Origin of the sequence: uncultured Devosia sp., assembly GCF_913055165.1 — a bacterium.
Taxonomy (GTDB): Bacteria; Pseudomonadota; Alphaproteobacteria; order Rhizobiales; family Devosiaceae; genus Devosia.
Window position 1 is genome coordinate 1 of sequence record NZ_CAJXJS010000066.1, and the last position, 17352, is coordinate 17352.

At 64.1% G+C, this 17352-nt stretch carries 25 protein-coding genes; 16 read left to right on the forward strand and 9 right to left on the reverse strand.

The window, feature by feature from the left end; translation table 11 throughout:
- The first annotated feature begins 164 nt into the window (after positions 1-164).
- The 8 genes from hisB (at position 165) to coaA (ending at position 5071) form a co-directional block, all read left to right on the forward strand.
- Positions 165-752 carry an imidazoleglycerol-phosphate dehydratase HisB gene (gene hisB / locus QZ564_RS16380; protein ID WP_297112267.1) on the forward strand — a complete coding sequence of 196 codons (588 nt, stop codon included), beginning with the start codon at positions 165-167 and terminating at the stop codon, positions 750-752.
- Positions 753-892: 140 nt separating this feature from the next.
- Positions 893-1243 carry a DUF2628 domain-containing protein gene (locus tag QZ564_RS16385; RefSeq protein WP_297112268.1) on the forward strand — a complete coding sequence of 117 codons (351 nt, stop codon included), beginning with the start codon at positions 893-895 and terminating at the stop codon, positions 1241-1243.
- A complete protein-coding gene (gene hisH / locus QZ564_RS16390; protein ID WP_297112270.1) occupies positions 1240-1893 on the forward strand; it encodes an imidazole glycerol phosphate synthase subunit HisH in 654 nt (217 codons plus the stop codon). The genes QZ564_RS16385 and hisH overlap by 4 nt, the downstream gene beginning before the upstream one ends.
- On the forward strand, positions 1890-2618 hold the full coding sequence (gene hisA, locus QZ564_RS16395) for a 1-(5-phosphoribosyl)-5-[(5-phosphoribosylamino)methylideneamino]imidazole-4-carboxamide isomerase (RefSeq protein ID WP_297112272.1): 729 nt from the start codon (positions 1890-1892) through the stop codon (positions 2616-2618). The genes hisH and hisA overlap by 4 nt, the downstream gene beginning before the upstream one ends.
- Entirely contained in the window at positions 2615-2941 is a 327-nt protein-coding gene (locus QZ564_RS16400; protein ID WP_297112274.1) for a hypothetical protein, read from the forward strand. The genes hisA and QZ564_RS16400 overlap by 4 nt, the downstream gene beginning before the upstream one ends.
- Positions 2938-3747: an imidazole glycerol phosphate synthase subunit HisF gene (hisF, locus tag QZ564_RS16405; protein ID WP_297112276.1), complete on the forward strand. Its 810-nt coding sequence runs from the start codon at positions 2938-2940 to the stop codon at positions 3745-3747. Before QZ564_RS16400 ends, hisF begins: the two co-directional genes overlap by 4 nt.
- A 56-nt stretch (positions 3748-3803) precedes the next feature.
- Positions 3804-4121, forward strand: coding sequence for a phosphoribosyl-ATP diphosphatase (locus QZ564_RS16410; protein WP_297112278.1), 318 nt, complete (start codon positions 3804-3806; stop codon positions 4119-4121).
- Positions 4121-5071 carry a type I pantothenate kinase gene (coaA, locus tag QZ564_RS16415; protein WP_297112280.1) on the forward strand — a complete coding sequence of 317 codons (951 nt, stop codon included), beginning with the start codon at positions 4121-4123 and terminating at the stop codon, positions 5069-5071. Before QZ564_RS16410 ends, coaA begins: the two co-directional genes overlap by 1 nt.
- A 102-nt stretch (positions 5072-5173) precedes the next feature.
- On the opposite strand, the gene QZ564_RS16420 is transcribed toward coaA, so the two are convergent.
- Positions 5174-5524 (reverse strand): VOC family protein, encoded by a 351-nt coding sequence (locus QZ564_RS16420; protein ID WP_297112282.1) that lies wholly within the window; start codon positions 5522-5524, stop codon positions 5174-5176.
- Positions 5525-5648: 124 nt separating this feature from the next.
- Between QZ564_RS16420 and dapB the strand changes: the two genes are divergently transcribed.
- Together dapB and QZ564_RS16430 are read left to right on the forward strand one after the other, a co-directional pair.
- A complete protein-coding gene (gene dapB / locus QZ564_RS16425; RefSeq protein ID WP_297112284.1) occupies positions 5649-6461 on the forward strand; it encodes a 4-hydroxy-tetrahydrodipicolinate reductase in 813 nt (270 codons plus the stop codon).
- A 23-nt stretch (positions 6462-6484) separates the two neighbouring features.
- On the forward strand, positions 6485-7099 hold the full coding sequence (locus QZ564_RS16430; RefSeq protein ID WP_297112286.1) for a 2,3-bisphosphoglycerate-dependent phosphoglycerate mutase: 615 nt from the start codon (positions 6485-6487) through the stop codon (positions 7097-7099).
- On the opposite strand, the gene QZ564_RS16435 is transcribed toward QZ564_RS16430, so the two are convergent.
- The 3 genes from QZ564_RS16435 to QZ564_RS16445 form a co-directional block, all read right to left on the reverse strand.
- On the reverse strand, positions 7096-8124 hold the full coding sequence (locus QZ564_RS16435) for an AI-2E family transporter (RefSeq protein WP_297112288.1): 1029 nt from the start codon (positions 8122-8124) through the stop codon (positions 7096-7098). The two genes, QZ564_RS16430 and QZ564_RS16435, sit on opposite strands and share 4 nt — an antisense overlap.
- A gap of 78 nt (positions 8125-8202) precedes the next feature.
- Entirely contained in the window at positions 8203-9072 is an 870-nt protein-coding gene (locus tag QZ564_RS16440) for a methylated-DNA--[protein]-cysteine S-methyltransferase (protein ID WP_297112290.1), read from the reverse strand.
- A gap of 76 nt (positions 9073-9148) precedes the next feature.
- Entirely contained in the window at positions 9149-9628 is a 480-nt protein-coding gene (locus QZ564_RS16445) for a DUF2244 domain-containing protein (RefSeq protein WP_297112292.1), read from the reverse strand.
- 48 nt (positions 9629-9676) lie between these two features.
- Here QZ564_RS16445 and nth point away from each other — a divergent pair, with 48 nt between their 5' ends.
- On the forward strand, positions 9677-10351 hold the full coding sequence (nth, locus tag QZ564_RS16450; protein ID WP_297112294.1) for an endonuclease III: 675 nt from the start codon (positions 9677-9679) through the stop codon (positions 10349-10351).
- On the opposite strand, the gene QZ564_RS16455 is transcribed toward nth, so the two are convergent.
- Positions 10348-10800 carry a DUF2214 family protein gene (locus tag QZ564_RS16455; protein ID WP_297112297.1) on the reverse strand — a complete coding sequence of 151 codons (453 nt, stop codon included), beginning with the start codon at positions 10798-10800 and terminating at the stop codon, positions 10348-10350. The genes nth and QZ564_RS16455 overlap by 4 nt on opposite strands.
- 52 nt (positions 10801-10852) lie before the next feature.
- Between QZ564_RS16455 and QZ564_RS16460 the strand changes: the two genes are divergently transcribed.
- Positions 10853-11416: a TetR/AcrR family transcriptional regulator gene (locus QZ564_RS16460; protein ID WP_297112300.1), complete on the forward strand. Its 564-nt coding sequence runs from the start codon at positions 10853-10855 to the stop codon at positions 11414-11416.
- Between the two features lie 108 nt (positions 11417-11524).
- Complete coding sequence (locus tag QZ564_RS16465) at positions 11525-12529, forward strand: adenosine kinase (RefSeq protein WP_297112302.1); 1005 nt, start codon at positions 11525-11527, stop codon at positions 12527-12529.
- A gap of 89 nt (positions 12530-12618) precedes the next feature.
- On the opposite strand, the gene pyrF is transcribed toward QZ564_RS16465, so the two are convergent.
- Positions 12619-13320, reverse strand: a complete 702-nt coding sequence (pyrF, locus tag QZ564_RS16470; protein WP_297112304.1) for an orotidine-5'-phosphate decarboxylase — start codon at positions 13318-13320, stop codon at positions 12619-12621.
- A gap of 153 nt (positions 13321-13473) precedes the next feature.
- Between pyrF and QZ564_RS16475 the strand changes: the two genes are divergently transcribed.
- Positions 13474-13911: a MarR family transcriptional regulator gene (locus tag QZ564_RS16475; protein ID WP_297112306.1), complete on the forward strand. Its 438-nt coding sequence runs from the start codon at positions 13474-13476 to the stop codon at positions 13909-13911.
- 6 nt (positions 13912-13917) lie between these two features.
- Here the strand turns inward: QZ564_RS16475 and QZ564_RS16480 are convergent, their stop codons facing one another.
- The gene (locus tag QZ564_RS16480) at positions 13918-14523 is read right to left on the reverse strand and encodes a histidine phosphatase family protein (RefSeq protein ID WP_297112308.1); all 606 of its coding nucleotides are present in this window, start codon (positions 14521-14523) and stop codon (positions 13918-13920) included.
- 2 nt (positions 14524-14525) lie between these two features.
- Positions 14526-15071: an NADPH-dependent FMN reductase gene (locus tag QZ564_RS16485; protein ID WP_297112309.1), complete on the reverse strand. Its 546-nt coding sequence runs from the start codon at positions 15069-15071 to the stop codon at positions 14526-14528.
- A gap of 111 nt (positions 15072-15182) precedes the next feature.
- Between QZ564_RS16485 and QZ564_RS16490 the strand changes: the two genes are divergently transcribed.
- Together QZ564_RS16490 and QZ564_RS16495 are read left to right on the forward strand one after the other, a co-directional pair.
- Positions 15183-15590: a VOC family protein gene (locus QZ564_RS16490; protein WP_297112311.1), complete on the forward strand. Its 408-nt coding sequence runs from the start codon at positions 15183-15185 to the stop codon at positions 15588-15590.
- A gap of 47 nt (positions 15591-15637) precedes the next feature.
- The gene (locus QZ564_RS16495; RefSeq protein ID WP_297112312.1) at positions 15638-15847 is read left to right on the forward strand and encodes a hypothetical protein; all 210 of its coding nucleotides are present in this window, start codon (positions 15638-15640) and stop codon (positions 15845-15847) included.
- A gap of 104 nt (positions 15848-15951) precedes the next feature.
- On the opposite strand, the gene dnaJ is transcribed toward QZ564_RS16495, so the two are convergent.
- Positions 15952-17088: a molecular chaperone DnaJ gene (gene dnaJ / locus QZ564_RS16500; RefSeq protein ID WP_297112315.1), complete on the reverse strand. Its 1137-nt coding sequence runs from the start codon at positions 17086-17088 to the stop codon at positions 15952-15954.
- Positions 17089-17352 lie beyond the last annotated feature (264 nt).

The following is a 17352-nucleotide window of genomic DNA, read 5'->3' on the forward strand; positions in this document are numbered from 1 at the left end:
GGCTTTCCCTCCCGCCACTGGTCGCTGCAGGCCGCCCTATCGCGAGAGGAATGAGGGCATTATGCGGGAGGTTTTGGGGGTGGGGATAAGTGGCGCGCTAAACCCAATCTTCACGCGATGCTGCCTATCTGCTAGGGAACGCCCAGTTCCGGAGACCAGCACCGATGCGCACCGCAACGATCACCCGCAAGACCAACGAGACCGAGATTGCCGTCTCGATCAATCTCGACGGTACCGGCGCGCACACCATGCAGACCGGCGTGGGCTTTTTCGACCACATGATGGACCAGCTCAGCCGCCATTCGCTGATCGACATGGATGTGGCCTGCAAGGGTGACCTCCATATCGACTTCCACCACACGGTCGAAGATGTCGGCATTGCGCTGGGCCAGGCGATCCGCGAGGCGCTCGGCGACAAGAAGGGCATTCGCCGCTATGCCAGCTGCGACCTGCCCATGGACGGCACGCTGACCCGGGCGGCGCTGGACGTTTCTGGCCGCGCCTTCCTCGTTTTCAAGGCCGAGTTCAGCCAGGCCAAGATCGGCGAGATCGACACCGAACTGTTCCGGGAGTTCTTCCAGGCGCTGGCGATCAATGCCGGCATCACGCTGCATATCGAGAATTTCTACTTCGACAACAACCACCATCTGGCCGAGTCCATGTTCAAGGCGGTGGCGCGGGCCTTGCGCGAGGCGGTCGAGATTGATCCGCGCACGGCCGACCGCGTGCCCAGCACCAAGGGCGTGCTGTAGTCCCTTTCGTTGCCGACACTTTTGCACTAAGTCACGGCCAACCACGGGGTGTCACCCCGGCGAAAGCCGGGGCCCATCCTGAGATCTCAAGATGGATCCCGGCTCAAGGCCGGGATGACAGCGGGGATTTGGAGAAAACAGTGACCCTCTACGCCATTCTCAAATCCGATGTCGGCGCCCTGCCCCGGGCCGTGCCCGAGAAATTCTCCTGGTTTGCCGCGCTGCTGCCGCCCGTGCATGCGCTGGCCCATCGGCTCTGGGGGCAGCTGGTGCTGTTTGTGCTGGGGATCGTGGCTCTGGTTTTTGCTGCGCCCTCAATCGGGGCCGATGCGGTGATCTGGCTCTATATCCTCATCGCCATCGCCAGCGGTTTCGCCGCGCCCGGCGCAAGGCAGCGGGCCCTCAAGCGGCGCGGCTATGCCGCCGGCGGCTATCGGTTTTCGGCCGATGCCGACCAGGCGCGCCTGGCTGCCATGGAGACATCGGCATGAGCACTGTTGCCATCATCGACTATGGCGCCGGCAATCTGCACTCGGCCGCCAAGGCTTTCGAGCGCATGGCCGCCGAACGGGCCCAGGGTGATGTGATCCAGGTCACCAGCGATCCGGACGCGGTGCGCGAGGCCGACCGCATCATGCTGCCCGGCGTCGGCGCCTTTGCCGATTGCATGGCCGGACTGGAGGCCGTGCCCGGCATGATCGAGGTGCTCGGCGAACGCGTCATCAAGGGCGGCACGCCGTTTCTGGGGGTCTGTGTCGGCATGCAATTGCTGGCCAGCGAAGGTCGCGAAAAGGTGGTGACAAAGGGTCTGGGCTGGATCCCGGGTGCTGTCGAAAAGATCGTGCCGGCCGATCCGAGCCTCAAGATTCCGCATATGGGCTGGAACACGATTTCGGTGACCCGGCCCCATGCGCTGCTCGAGGGGATTGAGACGGGGCCGAATGGCCTGCACGCCTATTTCGTCCACTCCTATCACTTGAAGACCGATCACGCCGAAACGCTGATCGCCACCACTGACTATGGCGGGCCGCTGACCGCCTGTGTCGGCCGCGACAATATCTTCGGCACCCAGTTCCACCCGGAAAAAAGCCAGGCGCTGGGATTGAAGCTGATCGAGAACTTTTTGGGATGGGCACCGTGATCCTGTTTCCTGCCATCGACCTCAAGGACGGCCAATGCGTGCGCCTCAAGCTCGGCGACATGGCGCAGGCGACTGTCTTCAATGACGATCCGGCCGCCCAGGCCAAGAGCTTCGAGGACCAGGGGTTCGAATATCTCCATGTCGTCGATCTCAACGGCGCCTTTGCCGGCGAGAGCGTCAATGGCGCGGCGGTGGAAGCCATCCTCAAGACGGTGAATTTCCCGGTCCAGCTGGGCGGCGGCATCCGCACTCTGGCCCATATCGAAAACTGGCTCGACAAGGGTCTGGCCCGCGTCATTCTCGGCACCGTTGCGGTGCGCGATCCGGCGCTGGTGAAGGAAGCCGCCAAGACTTGGCCGGACCAGGTGGCCGTGGGCATCGATGCGCGCAAGGGCATGGTGGCCGTCGAAGGCTGGGCCGAAACCTCCGAGCTCTCGGTGATCGAATTGGCCAAGCGCTTCGAGGGCGCTGGTGTTGCCGCCATCATCTATACCGATATTGATCGCGACGGCGTGCTGGCCGGCATCAACTGGGACGCGACGCTGGAGCTGGCGCGGGCAACCTCCATTCCCGTCATCGCCTCGGGAGGCCTGGCCTCCATGGACGATATCGAGCGCATGACGCGGCCCGAATATCAGGTGCTGGAAGGCGCCATTTCCGGCCGGGCGCTTTATGACGGGCGCATTGATTCACGTGAAGCACTCGCCAGATTGAGGGCAGCGTGAGCGACAAGCGGCCAACGCGATTCCCCTGGTGGATCTATTGGCTGCTCTTGGCGCTGATCCTGCTGTTCGCCTTTGCGCCGGTGCTCGGCATCCTGCTGGCCGGCTTTCTGGCCGAAGCCAATGGCTGCATGCTCAACGAAGGATCGATCAATCCCTGCATGATCGGGGGGACGGATTGGGGCGATACGCTCTATACCCTTTTCGTGCTGGGCTGGTTCGCGCTGGCGACATTGCCGCTGGGCGGCGGCGCGCTGATCGTCTGGCTGGTCATTCTCATCATCCATCGCATCGCCTGGGGGCGGATGCAAAAGGCAAAGACATGAGTCTCAAGACACGCATCATCCCCTGTCTGGACGTGGCCGGCGGCCGCGTCGTCAAAGGTGTCAACTTCGTCGACCTGATCGATGCCGGCGATCCGGTGGAAGCGGCCATGGCCTATGACGCGGCCGGGGCGGATGAATTGACCTTCCTTGACATCACCGCCAGCCATGAGGGCCGGGACACCATTTTCGACGTGGTGGCGCGAACGGCCGAGCATTGCTTCATGCCGGTCACGGTGGGCGGTGGCGTGCGGAGCATCGAGGATATCCGCAAGCTGCTGCTGGCCGGCGCCGACAAGGTGGCGATCAATTCGGCCGCCGTGAACGATCCCGATTTCATTGCCCGGGCAGCCGACAAGTTCGGCAATCAATGCATCGTTGTCTCGGTCGATGCCAAGCAGCGGCTGGGCCAGCGCGTCGGCGGCGACAATCGCACGGAGTGGGAAATCCATACCCATGGCGGTCGCAAGCCAACGGGGATCGACGCGGTGGAGTTTGCGGCCAAAATGGTCGAGCGTGGTGCCGGCGAATTGCTGGTCACCTCGATGGATCGCGACGGCACCAAATCCGGCTTCGATCTCGAACTGACCCGGGCCATTGCCGACAGCGTCGAAGTGCCGGTGATCGCCTCGGGCGGCGTCGGCACCTTGCAGCACCTGGTCGACGGGGTGATCGAGGGGCATGCCAGCGCCGTGCTGGCCGCCTCGATCTTCCACTTCGGGACGTTCACCATCCCTCAGGCCAAGGCCTATATGGCCGAGCACGGGATCGCCATGCGGCTCGACAAGGCGGCCGGCAAGGCGGCTTAAGTTCTATTGCAGGCGGCGCCGTTTCCACCAATGGTCCGCCCGAGGAGACCATATCCATGACCCTTGAAGAACTCGAAGCGCGCATCGCCCAGCGTGCCGCCGCCTCGCCCGAAGACAGCTATACGGCCAAGCTGATTGCCCGCGGCATCGACAAGGCCGCCCAGAAGCTGGGTGAGGAAGCGACTGAAGCGGTGATCGCGGCGGTGACCCACGATCGGGCCGAACTGGTCAAGGAAAGTGCCGATCTGCTCTATCACCTGCTGGTGGTTCTCAAAGCCGAGAATGTGTCGCTGGCCGAGGTAATGGCCGAACTCGACGCCCGTACCGCCCAGTCGGGCCTGGCCGAAAAGGCCGCCCGGGGGACCCAGTCATAATGGCCAAGCGTCCCGCCGCCCTCGATCCCTACCGCACCTTCACCAAGCAGCAGTGGAGCGACCTCAGAAACGGCCAGCCGATGACGCTGACCGCCGAGGATATCGACCGGCTGCGGTCGCTCAGCGACCCGATCTCGCTGGCCGAGGCCGAGGAGGTCTACCTGCCGCTCTCGCGCCTCCTCTCCTATTATGTCGAGGCCGTTCAGGGGCTGCATCACGTCTCCTCGCGCTTTCTCAATACGCCAGGCGACAAGGTGCCCTTCATCATCGGCGTTGCCGGTTCGGTGGCGGTGGGCAAGTCGACCACCTCGCGCATCCTGCGCGCGCTGCTGAGCCGCTGGCCCTCCAGTCCAAAGGTCGATCTCGTCACCACGGACGGGTTCCTGCATCCCAACAGGGTGCTCGAGGAGCGCGGCCTGATGCAGCGCAAGGGCTTTCCGGAAAGCTATGACCGCGCGCGCTTTGTCAATTTCCTGGGCGACATCAAGTCCGGCAAGTCCAGGGTGGCCGTGCCGGTCTATTCGCACCTGGTCTATGACGTGGTACCGGGCGAGGAGGTCATCATCGACCGTCCCGACATCCTGATTGTCGAAGGCCTCAATATCCTGCAGCCCGGCGAGCTGCCGCGCGATGGCAAGCCCATCGTCTTTGCCTCCGACTTCATCGACTTTTCGATCTATATCGACGCCGACGTCGAGGATTTGCGCGACTGGTATCTCACCCGCTTCTTCCGCCTGCGCGAAACCGCCTTCCGCGATCCCACCTCCTTCTTCCGCAAATTCTCGCAGATGAGCGAAGAGGAGGCCGGTGAATTTGGCCGCAATGTGTGGGAGACGATCAACCTGCCCAATCTGCTCGAGAACGTGCTGCCCACCCGCGGACGGGCCGATCTGATTCTCAAGAAGGGCAAGGATCACCGCGTCGACGAGGTGAAGTTGAAACGGCTATGAGCCGAACAGCGCGCGCGCCTTGAGACCAGATGCCTCCACGCCGTCACCACCCGGACGGGCCGGGCAATGACGATAGACAGATTGCTCGCGGCTCCCTTGGCTCTAATACGTCCCTTGCTGCGGCTGGCTCAGAATGATGAGATTGCCGTCCGGATCGCGCACCTTGGCGGTCTTGAAGAAATGGCCGATAGCCTTGGCAACCGGCTTGATGCCATGCAGTTCGAGCCGGGCCAGCTCTTCCTCGATATCGTCGACGATCAGCATGACGACGCTGGCACCGGCCCGGTCCTCGTCGGTCATCACATGCACCCAGCCGCCGCCGGGCAATTTCCATTCGGCCACATCGACCATGGTGCGCGCATCGGCCGGTCGGCCGAACAGATATTCGTACCAGACCAGGGAATGACCGAGATCTTCCACGGCAATACCGGCCAGCACATTGGTGAGTGTCATGAACAGGTCCGTTTGGTCTTGTTGTTTTGCCGAATCCTAGCACAGCCGAAAGGTTCCGGGCATCCCGGTTGGCGGCGCGGCGAGGCGCTGCTATAGGCGAGGGCAATTGCAGGGAGTTTGCGGCATGACCAAATTGCGCATCATCGTGGCCGGAGCCGGCGGCCGCATGGGCGTCGCCAATATTGCAGCCGTGGCGGCCCATGACGGGGTGGAGCTGGTCGGCGCGCTGGACCGCACCGGGTCCCCCGCCATCGGCAAGGACGCAGGCACCCTGGCCGGTGTCGAGCCATTGGGTGTGCTCGTGAGTGAAGACGCTGCCGGGCTCGTCGACCAGGCCGATGCCATCATCGACTTTACTGCCCCCGCCGCCAGCGTGGCGCTGGCCAAGCTCGCCGCCGAAAAGGGCCTCATCCACATCATCGGCACCACCGGCTGTTCGGAGGCCGACGATGCCGCTATCGCCGAAGCCGGGGCCGCCGGCGCGCGCGTGGTCAAATCGGGCAATTTCTCCCCCGGCATGGTGGCGCTGACCGTCCTGGTGGAAAAGGCGGCGCGGGCGCTGGCGGACTACGATGTCGAAGTGCTCGAAATGCACCACAACAAGAAGGTCGATGCCCCTTCCGGCACGGCCTTGATGCTGGGCGAGGCTGCGGCCCGCGGGCGCAATATCAGCCTCAAGGACCATTCGGTGCGGGTGCGCGACGGCCATACGGGTCCGCGCGAGGCTGGCACGATCGGCTTTGCCACCCTGCGCGGCGGCAATGTGATCGGCGACCATATGGTGATCCTGGCCGGCCAGTCCGAACGCATCGAGCTCAATCACCGGGCGCAGGACCGCACCATCTATGCCAATGGCGCGATCCGGGCGGCGCTCTGGGCCGCCGGGCAAAAGCCGGGCCTCTATTCCATGGCCGACGTGCTCGGCCTTAACGACTAACCCAAACCCAAGGGACCAAAAACATGAGCGGTACGCTGATTCTGGTGCGTCATGGCCAGAGCGAATGGAACCTCAAGAACCTCTTCACCGGCTGGCGCAACCCCAACCTGACCGAGAAGGGTGAGGGCGAGGCCCGCGCGACAGGCAAGGCGCTCAAGACCGCTGGATTCGTGCCCGACCTCTATTACACCTCGGCGCTGCGGCGCGCCCAGCACACGCTGGATCTGATGCTGGAAGAAATGGGCATCGACAATGTCACCATCACCCGCAACATCGCGCTCAACGAGCGGGACTATGGTGACCTCGCCGGCCTCAACAAGGATGATGCGCGGGAGAAATGGGGTGAAGAACAGGTGCATATCTGGCGCCGCTCCTACGACGTGCCCCCGCCGGGCGGTGAGAGCCTCAAGGACACCGCGGCCCGCACCCTGCCCTATTACGAGGCCGAAATCCTGCCCCAGCTCAAGGCCGGCAAGACCGTGCTGGTCGCGGCCCATGGCAATTCGCTGCGGGCTTTGGTCATGGCCATTGAGGGGCTGACGCCGGACGAGATCCTGGCCCGCGAGATCGCGACCGGCGAACCGACGGTCTACAAGATCGGGCCCGACGGCAAGCTGGTCGAACGCCTGACCCTCTAAGACCCGGAGCTGGTTTTCCGCTCCTGGGCGTCGCGGGGCTCGATATAGAGCTTTTGCGTCAGCGTGCGGCCGACAGCGAAAAGGGGCGTGGCCAGGGCCACGCCCATGGGCCCGAACAAAACGCCCATTACGGCCATGATGGTCAGCGACCAGGCGGGCGGGAGCGCAATGATGCGCTCCTGCAAGAGCGGCGTGATCACATAGCCTTCCAGGTTCTGGATCACCAGCAGGCCCAGCGCCCCGATCCAGAGTGCCGTCATGTCCTGTCCCGCCAGGGACAGCAGGATGGGCACGGCCGAAATGATCGGTCCGAGATAGGGTATGAAATTGACCGCGCCGGCCAGAATGCCGAGCAGCAGGGCGTCGGGCGAACCCAGAAGGGTCAGAAGGGTGAAGACCAGCACCCCGATCAGCACCATTACGGCCAATTGCGTCACCAGCCAGCCCCGCAGGGTCTGCCCGGTATGGTTCAAGGCATCCCGGAAGCGCGGCCGATACTGCGCCGGGATGAGCAACAACACGCCGTCGCGATAACCCCTGGGATCAATGGCGAAGAACAGGCCGAGAAAGGCGATGATGACAACATTGCCCAGAACGCCAAGGGTGATGCCGAAGATCGACCCGGCCTGGCTGAAAAGGCTCGAAGGATCGGGCAGCAGGCTCTGAACCAGCGAGCTGTTCTCCTCGGCGAGGGGATCGCCCAGCTCGTCGCGGAAGCGCTCATAGAGCTCGACCGCGCGATTGCCGATCATGGTCCAGAGATCATCGACACCCTGCCAGAGGCTGATGCCGCCCCAGGACAGCCCCCCGCCGACAATGGCGATGACGATTAAGGCCATCACCACGACCAGCAGCGGCCGCGGCAGGGGCAGCCAATCGCATAGGGGCCTTACGGCCGCGTCCAGCAGCGCCGCCACCAGCAGGCTCGCAAAGGCCAGCAGCAAAATGGCCGACAATTGCCAGGCGAGCAGCAGGGCCGCCACCACGAAAATGCCGGTCAGTATTGCGCGTGTGGTCTGGTTCATGCTGCCTCTCTGGCCGATGCTCAAAGAGGCAAAGCCCGGGCCGGGGGTGAAGTTCCGCAAAACCGGGTCAGACCAGTGTCAATGTGCCGCCGAAATCACCCCGGCTTCCCAGCCGAGAATGGCGCGCTTGCGCGGCACGCCCCAGTGATAGCCGGTAAGCGCCCCGGAGCTGCCAACCACACGGTGGCAGGGGACCACGAAGCTGATCGGGTTCTTGCCCACGGCGGCACCGACCGCCCGCGAGGCGCTGGGACGGCCGATCGAGCGCGCGACCTGGGCGTAGGTCGTGGCCCGGCCGCAGGGGATTTTCAGCAGCGTCTCCCACACCTTGACCTCGAAATCGGTGCCGATCAGCACCACGCGGACCGGGCGGTCCGCCGACCACTGGTGGGGCGCAAAGACTTGCCCGACTAGCGGCGCGACACGCGCGTCATCCCGCACGAAGCGCGCATTGGGCCAACGATTGGCCAGGTCGGCAAAGGCGGCATCAATACTGGTTTCGGCATCGGCAAAACCCAGGCCGGAAATGCCATATTCGGTGGCCGTGACCACGGCGAGCCCGAAGGGCGAGGGCTGAACACCCCAGACCATGTCGAGACCCGCCCCACCGGCCCGGAACACCCCGGGCGGCATGGCTTCATAGGTGACGAACAGATCGTGCAGCCGCGAGGTGGACGAAAGACCCACCTCATAGGTGGTGTCGAGCACGCTGGCCTTCTCGCGCAGGAGGCTCTTGGCATGATCGAGCGCCACCGCCTGGGCAAAGCTCTTGGGGGAAAGGCCGCACCAGCGGCGGAACAGATCGGTCAATTGCCGTTCGGTCAATCCCAGCGCGCGGGCAAAGCGGGCAAGATCGGTGGCATCGGGGCCGGTCTCGCTCAGATAGCGGATGGCGGCGCGGATGGTGTCGTAATCGCTGGCTGGCGTCAGCGTCAGGAGCTGGTTCATCTCCGGATCCTTCATCGAAAACCCGGACCCTTTCTAGCCGCCGGCAATCGCCATCGCGACCCGGATTTGACCGGCCCTAGGACGTGCGTCGCGCCTTGCGCAGGGCTGCGCCGAAGGCCTTGGCAAAGCTCGATTTGTCCGCCGTGGAGAGAAACGGGCCGAGGGCAATCTCGCTATCCCCGGCACGCAGGAAAATGCCGGTGGTGCGCTCGAACTCATCCCGTTCCAGCCGCAGCCGCACCTGCATGGGATCGAAACGCTGCAGGACCTTGTCCTGGCCCGGAGCCGTGCTGGCGATTTCGATCTGGTCGGACCACAGCGTCACCTGCTGGCTGATGCGGCGGCGGCGCGACTGGCGCAGACCAAGCGCCGTCATTCCGGCCGTGCCCATGCCCAGGGCAGCAAGGCCCGGCACCAGGAATTCGGGAATGGCGATGATGAGGGGCGCGCCGACCATGCCGGCCAGGACCAAGCCGAGCCAGCCCCCGGCCAGTGGCAGGGAACGATCTGGCCTGAGGGTTGCGGCAAATAGCGGTGTGGTTGTGGTGACTTGCATCGCCCGTCCTCTTGGCCGAAATACTGGCAGAAAATCGAGGCCGAGAGAATGGCGACTGCCAAAAAAGTGAAGACCCTGACCAGGGCGGACGCCGAGGCGATCTTTACCCGTTTTCACCAGATCGAGCCCGAACCCAAAGGTGAGCTGGACTATATCAACGCCTTCACGCTCCTGGTGGCCGTGGTGCTGTCGGCCCAGGCCACCGATGTGGGCGTCAACAAGGCCACCAAGCGGCTGTTCGAGCTGGCCCCCTCACCCGCCGCCATGGTGGCGCTGGGGGTGGATCAGATCACCGAGCTGATCAAGACCATCGGGCTTTATCGCGGCAAGGCGAAAAATGTCTTCGCCCTCTCCCAGATGCTGATCGACAAGCATGGCGGCGAGGTCCCAGCCGATCGCGCGGCGCTCGAAGCGCTGCCCGGCGTTGGCCGCAAGACCGCCAATGTGGTGCTCAATATCTATTTCAAGCAGCCCACCATCGCGGTGGACACGCATCTGTTCCGCGTCTCCAACCGCACCGGCCTGGCGCCGGGCAAGACGCCGCTGGATGTGGAGAAGGCGCTGACCAAGAAGGTCCCCGAGCGCTTCATGCTGCATGCGCATCACTGGCTGATCCTGCATGGCCGCTATATCTGCAAGGCGCGCAAGCCCGAATGCTGGCGCTGCCCGATTGCCCAATGGTGCCGGTTTGAGCCGAAGACGCCCCTGCCGCGCGGACGTTAGCTCCCATATCCCCGCGCCATGGCAGCGGCGAAGATGGGGATCAGCAGCAGGAACCCGGCCTGCAGGTGAATGAAACGGCGGCTGGCGGCGATTTCGTCGGCGGGGGGCGCATAGTCCGCCTGTCCGGTGCCTGCCTTGGCCCAGCGGCGGAAAGCCAGTGTCGGCGGGATGGTCAGCAGGCCCACAATCACGAAGGCCGCCATCTTGCCCCAGAAGGCATGGTTGGCCACGTAATAGTCATAGCCGACCGCGCCGAAGATGACGCGAATGACCCCGACAATGACGACCAGCCCGGCCATCGCGCCATAGGCGGCGTCGATCCGCGCCAATTGGGCGAGGCGCGCACCCGACAGGCCCGGCCGGACCAGCGCGAACTCGGCCGCAAAAAGCGCCACCAGGGTGAAGACGGCCAGGTGATGGGCCGAAGCCAGGAGCAGGTCAATGTCCATAGGTGCAGCTCTCATGTTGACAGTGCATACATAAATAGGCCAGAAGTAAACAATGTCAACATCTCCTGGCAACAGCCCTTATCACCACGGCAATCTGCGTCAGGCCCTGCTTGAGGCAGCGCTTGTCATACTCGAGCAGCAGGGTGAGGCCGGGCTGGGCCTGCGCGACCTGGCCCGGGCGGTCGGGGTGTCCCCGGCGGCCCCCTACCGCCATTTCGACAGCCGTGCTGCGCTGCTCGAGGCGCTGGCGGTCACCGGGTTTCAGCGCTTTGCCGCCCGCATGGAAGCGGTGGCGGCGAGCCAGCCGGACGACCCCATGGCGGCCATGGGCAAGACCTATGTCGTCTTCGCCCTGCAGAACGCCAACCTGTTCCGGCTGATGTTCTCGCCGCAGCTGAAAAAGGATAGCCGTCCCGGCCTGCGCATGGCCGCCGATGCCGCCTTTGACACGTTGCGCCATCTGGTGGGCGGCGATGTAAAGAAGGGCCGCATCAAGGCGCTGGCCGCCTGGGCCAAGGTACACGGCCTGGCGGTATTGTTGCTGGACGGCCAGATCGCCATTCGCGCCGGCGAGGATACCGAGGCGCTGATCGAAGAGATCATTTCTTCGCTTTAGCCTGTATTACCCCCGGCGCCGGAGGCCCAAAAGAATTGCCCGGCGCCGCATCATGCTCTAAACCGGCCAACGGCCCTTTTCTTGCGCAAACCCGGACCGTTCCCGCTCATGACCCAGACCCGCTTCGACGTGCTCACCATCGGTAATGCGATCGTCGACATCATCGCCCCGGTGGAACCCGGCTTCATCGAGCGCGAGGGCATGCAGGAAGGCATCATGCACCTGATCGACACCGATCGGGCCGAGGACCTCTACGCCAAGATGCCGCTCGGGCGGCAACAGATTTCTGGTGGCTCGGCCGCCAATACCGCCGCCGGCGTCGCCTCGCTGGGCGGGCGCGCCGCCTTTGTCGGCAAGGTGGCCGACGATCCGCTGGGCGATGTGTTCGAGGCCGATCTGGACGCCATCGGCGTCTACTACAACACCTCGCGTCTCAAGAACGGGGCGCTGACCGCCCGATCGATGATCTTCGTCTCCGAGGATGGCGAGCGCACCATGAACACCTATCTCGGTGCCTGCCACGAATTGACCGAGCGCGATATCCGGCCTGATGAAATCGGGGGCGCCGCCATTACCTATATGGAAGGCTTTCTGTGGGACCCGGTGGAAGCCAAGAAAGCCTTCGTGCTGGCCGCTCACTATGCCCACAAGCATGAGCGCGCCGCCGCCTTCACCCTTTCGGATCCGTTCTGCGTCGATCGCTATCGCGGCGAGTTCCTGGATTTGATCCGCTCCAAGACGATCGACTATGTCTTTGCCAATGTGAACGAGCTGAAATCGCTTTACGAAACCGACGATCTGGGCGCGGCTGTACGCGAAATCGCCAAGGACGCGGAAGTGGCCGCCATCACCATGGGCGCTGATGGCGCCATGGCTGTGTTCAATGGCGAAGTGATTTCCGTCCCGGCCTTCCCGGTCGACAAGGTGGTCGACGCCACCGGAGCGGGCGATCTCTTTGCCTCCGGCTTTCTCCTGGGCCTCGCCCGCGGCCAGACCATGGAATCGGCCCTCAAGACCGGATGCCTCGCGGCCTCCGAAGTCATCACCCACATCGGCGCCAGGCCACAGCTCGATCTCGAAGAGCTGAGCCAGAAGCACGGGCTGGCGGGTTGACGACCACCCGCCGCTAGGCGGTCAATTGCACCGGTGGCGCGATTGACGGGAGCGCTATGCGCGGAGGCCGAGCCTTTTCCACTCGGCCCCTAAGCCACGCTCACCCTTTTCCCGTTCATCTCCGCCAAAATCGCCTTGGCCGCCGCGGCCGGGTCGGGGGCGGCGATGATGGGGCGGGCGACGACCAGATGCGAGGCTCCCGCTGCCAGCGCATCGGTGGGCGTGGTGACGCGCTTCTGGTCGCCGCGATCGGCGCCGGCGGGGCGGATGCCGGGTGTCACGACGGCCATGGTCTTGCCCACAATGGTGCGGACCATTTCCGCTTCATGGGCCGAAGCGACCACGCCGCCAATACCGGCTTCGCGAGCCTGCTGGGCGCGAAGCGCCACCATTCCTGCCGCGTCGCGCGCATAGCCGGCCTCCTTGACGTCATCATCGTCCATCGAGGTGAGGACGGTGACGCCCAACACACAGAGCCCGGAGCCTTCCGCCCCTTTCTGGGCAGCGCGCATGGCCTTGGGATAGGCGTGGACGGTCAACATGGTGGCGCCGGTCTCAGCGATGGCGGCGACGCCCTTTTCGACCGTGTTGTCGATATCGAGCAGCTTGAGATCGAAGAACACTTTCTTGCCGGCGGCAATCAGCGCCTTGCCCAGCGCAAAGCCATCGGCGCCATAAAAGCACTGATAGCCAATCTTGTAGAAATCGACACTGTCACCGAGCAGGGCAATGATCTCTTCGGCGCGTGCGCGCGAGGAAACGTCGAGGCCCACGATCAACTGGCCAGCCATTGTGTCTATCCTTTCGCTGATTTGTTTTCCGCTCGCACAAGCGCGGCGCGCACGCAAGCCTTTCCTTGATGCTATGTCACCATAATGGCCTTGCGCGGCAATGCTATGGCGTCATATCAGGCAGCTTTCTCTTGGGTGTTTGCGGGATTTGTCATGCAGCAACAGGCATTGAAGGCCATGGTGGCCTGGATGCGGCTCGATACTGCCATCAAGGGTTTCGAACGCGATCTCAAGCGCCGGCACGGGATCACCATGCTGCAGCTGGCGGTCTTGCACATCGTTTCCGAGCGGCCGCATATTCCCCTGGCCGCCCTGCGCAAGGCGCTGTTGGCGCATGCGGCGACGCTGGGCCAGGCCATTGACGATCTGCGGCGCAAGGGCCTGTGCCAGGTCCGCACCAGCCCCGAGGACCGTCGGGCCCGCCATGTTTCACTGACCGAGAGCGGCGCGAGGCTGGTGGCTGACGCACCCCTGGCCGGCCCGATGCGGCTGCGGGACTTGGATGGAGAAACTGAGCGGCTGGACCGCCTGGCCCCGGCACTCAATGACGCCTTGGAGCTGTTCGGGCTGGAGGACTGGACGGGGCGGTAGCGCGCCTCACCGGAACCAGATGGCCTCGATGTCTTCCATAGGCGTCCAGTCTGTCAGCAGCTGCCGGGCGGCCAGATCGAACAGGAAGCCATTGCCGCCGCCCGGGCCGCCAATGCGGCCCTGATCCTCCTCGCGCGAGATGCGGCGACTGCCGATCCGGCATTTGAGCAGCGTCCCCACAGCCCCATGACCGCAAAAGATCACGGGGGTGCCGGGCGGGACGGCGGCCAGCGCGGTGCGGATGGTCGAGACGATCCGGGCCTGGGCGTCGATGGCGCGTTCCCAGCCATCAATGCTTTGCTGGGGATGGGCGAAGAACCGGTCAGCCGTTTCCTCGAACAGGGCCGGCGGCAAAAAGCCGGTGGCCGAGCGATCATTCTCACCCATCAGGTGATCGGCAAGAACCGGCGTTCCGGCGGCGCTGGCAATGATCTCGGCCAGCTCCAGCGCCTTGGTTTCGCGGCTCGAAAACACCATGGCGCCCTCGGGCACCGCGCCGCGGGCCACAAAGGCCTCGGCGCGCGACCGCCCCATCGCCGACAGCCCCCAGAGGGGTACGGGAACCGCCGCGTCGATGCGAACCTGGGGATGGGTGAGGTAGAGCGCGCGCAATCCTAGCCTCGGCTGAAATGGGTGAGCTCATGCACCATCTGCTCAACCTTGCGGATGATGGCCGGCTCGACCGGGTCGCCCCGCTCGTCGAACGCAGTGTCTGCCGGGCCGATGCCAAGCAGGGTCGGCACGATCAGCGTGCCCACCTTGGTCAGGCTGTCCCGCAAATGACTCAGGGACCATATGGTGCCATACTTTCCCGAGGAAACCCCGCCAATCCCGAAGATGGCATGGCGGAAGGGGCTCGGCTTCTGCCGGCTGAGCCAGGTGACGGTGTTGACCAGGAGCGGCGGCACACCGCCATTATATTCGGGGCTGGCGATGAAGACGATGTCGTGGCTGCGCCACATCTCGGCGAGCTTGACCGCGGCTTCGGGGACATGATCGGGCTCGAGGTCCTCATTGAAGATCGGCATGTCGAAATCGGCGAGGCTGATTTCTGTCACCGCCACCCCGGCCTGGGTGAGCTTGCGCCCCATATGCTGCTGCAGGATACGGTTATAGGACCCCTTGCGGATGGACCCCGACAGGGTGAGCGCCGTCTTCATATTGCCTCCGAATTTCTCGACAGTGTCGAAACTGCCGTGACCGCTTCGTCGGTGCAAGTGAATTGGCGGGGCGGATTGGTTCGGCCTGGCCGACAAACAAGGAGAAAACCAATGAACACATCGATCTTCGTCAATGTGCCGGTTCGCGACCTCGCCGCTGCCATGGCCTACTACAAGGCGCTGGGCTTTGACCACAATCCGCAATTCACGGACGAGACGGCCGCGTCCATCGTTATCAGCGACACCATCTACGTGATGCTGCTGACCCATGATAAGTTCGCGAGCTTTTCAAAGCAGCCCGTGCCCGACGCCAAAAGCCAGATCGGCGCCCTCTACGCTCTCTCCCGCGACAGCCGCGCCGCGGTGGACACCATCGCCGAAGCCGGACTGAAGGCCGGTGGCAGCGAACAGCGCCCGGCCGAGGACTATGGCTTCATGTATTCCCGGGCCATTGCCGATCTTGACGGCCATGTGTGGGAATATGTCTGGATGGACATGAGCCAGTTCCCCTCCGAATAATCAGCTATCCGCACAGGGGCCGTTCCAGGAGAGGAAGCATCGTCGCCATGACCACGAAAATGACCATCACCCACCTCACCCACGATCTCGCCCAGAAAAAGAGCTTCGTGTCCTTTGTCTGGACCGACGATCCGAGCAAGCGGCTGGGGCTCGAGGTGCCCTATGGCACTGCGCTGGCTGAGATCGAGACGGCCGCCGAACGCGCGGTTGCAGAGCTGGTCACGGAGCTGCAGACAGCGCAAAGGGTGCTGCCTTAGCGGCTGGAGCTCTCCCGTCCCTGCCGAATCTTCGTGCCACTCGAGCATAGCTCTCATGGCCTTGATCGCGAAAATCGCCCCACCGGGGCGATTTTTCTACGCGATCAAGCCTCAAACATTTTCTTGAGCTTGTCGAAGAAGCCGTCCGAATTGGGGCTGGTCTCGCCGGTTTCGAGCCGGGCGAATTCCTCGAGCAGTTCACGCTGCTTTCGGGAGAGGTTCTGCGGCGTCTCGATGTCGAGCTGCACATAGAGATCGCCGACATCCTTGCTGCGCAGCACCGGCATGCCCTTGCCCTTGAGCCGGACGCGCTGACCCGGCTGCGTGCCGGCGGGCACCTTGACCTTGGCCCGGGCATTGTCGAGCGTGGGCACCTCGAACTCTCCGCCCAACGCCGCTGTGGTCATCGAGATGGGCACGCGCGCATAAAGATCGGCGCCATCGCGCTGGAACAGCTGGTGCGGCTTGATGGAGACGAAGATATAGAGATCGCCCGGCGGCCCGCCGCGCAACCCTGCCTCGCCCTCATTGGCGAGGCGAATACGGGTGCCGTCTTCGATGCCCTGCGGCACGTCCACGCTCAGCTTGCGGTTCTGCTGACGCCGGCCCTGGCCGCCGCAATCGGTGCAGGGCTGGTCCATCATCTGCCCGCGGCCCTGGCACACCGGACAGGTGCGCTCGATGGTGAAAAAGCCTTGCGCGGCGCGCACCTTGCCGTGGCCATTGCACTGCCGGCAGGTATGGGTACCGGTGCCCGGCTTGGCGCCCGCCCCGTCACAGGTTTCGCAGGTGGCCAGAGTCGGCACGTCGATCTCGACCGTGCGGCCCTCGAAGCTCTCTTCCAGCGAGATTTCGAGATTGTATCTGAGGTCCGAGCCGCGCATCCGCGCCGCGCCGCCACCGCCCCTGCGGCCTGCACCACCGCCCATGAAATCGCCGAAGATGTCTTCGAAGATGTCCGACATTGATGAAGCGAATTCCGGCCCGAAGCCCGGACCGCCGCGCGCGCCGCCATTCTCGAAGGCGGCATGGCCAAACCGGTCATAAGCCGCCCGCTTCTGCGGGTCCTTGAGCGTGTCGTAGGCCTCGTTGATTTCCTTGAACTTGTGCTCGGCCTCGTTATTGCCCGGGTTGCGGTCGGGGTGAAACTGCATGGCGAGCTTGCGATAGGCGCTCTTGAGGGCTCCGTCGTCGGCGCCCTTCTGGCAGCCGAGCACCTCGTAGAAATCGCGTTTGGCCAAGATGAACTCTCTTTTTCGATCGCGCCGGTCTGGTCGTCGCGCAGGTTGAAATCGGAAAAAACCGGCTTGGCCGGCTCGCAAACCCGCATATGGGCAGGCGCTCGGGGTTTAGCAAGGGCGGGCGGGAGGATCAACAGCGCTTGGATTCACGTGAAACTTCGAGCCGTGCCCGCAGGGCAAATCGCTTCTGTCTAGCGGTGGGATGCTAGAAAGGCGTAGCGGACGGCATCCCGCAACGCTCCCGGGGCTTACCCCGTCCATTGG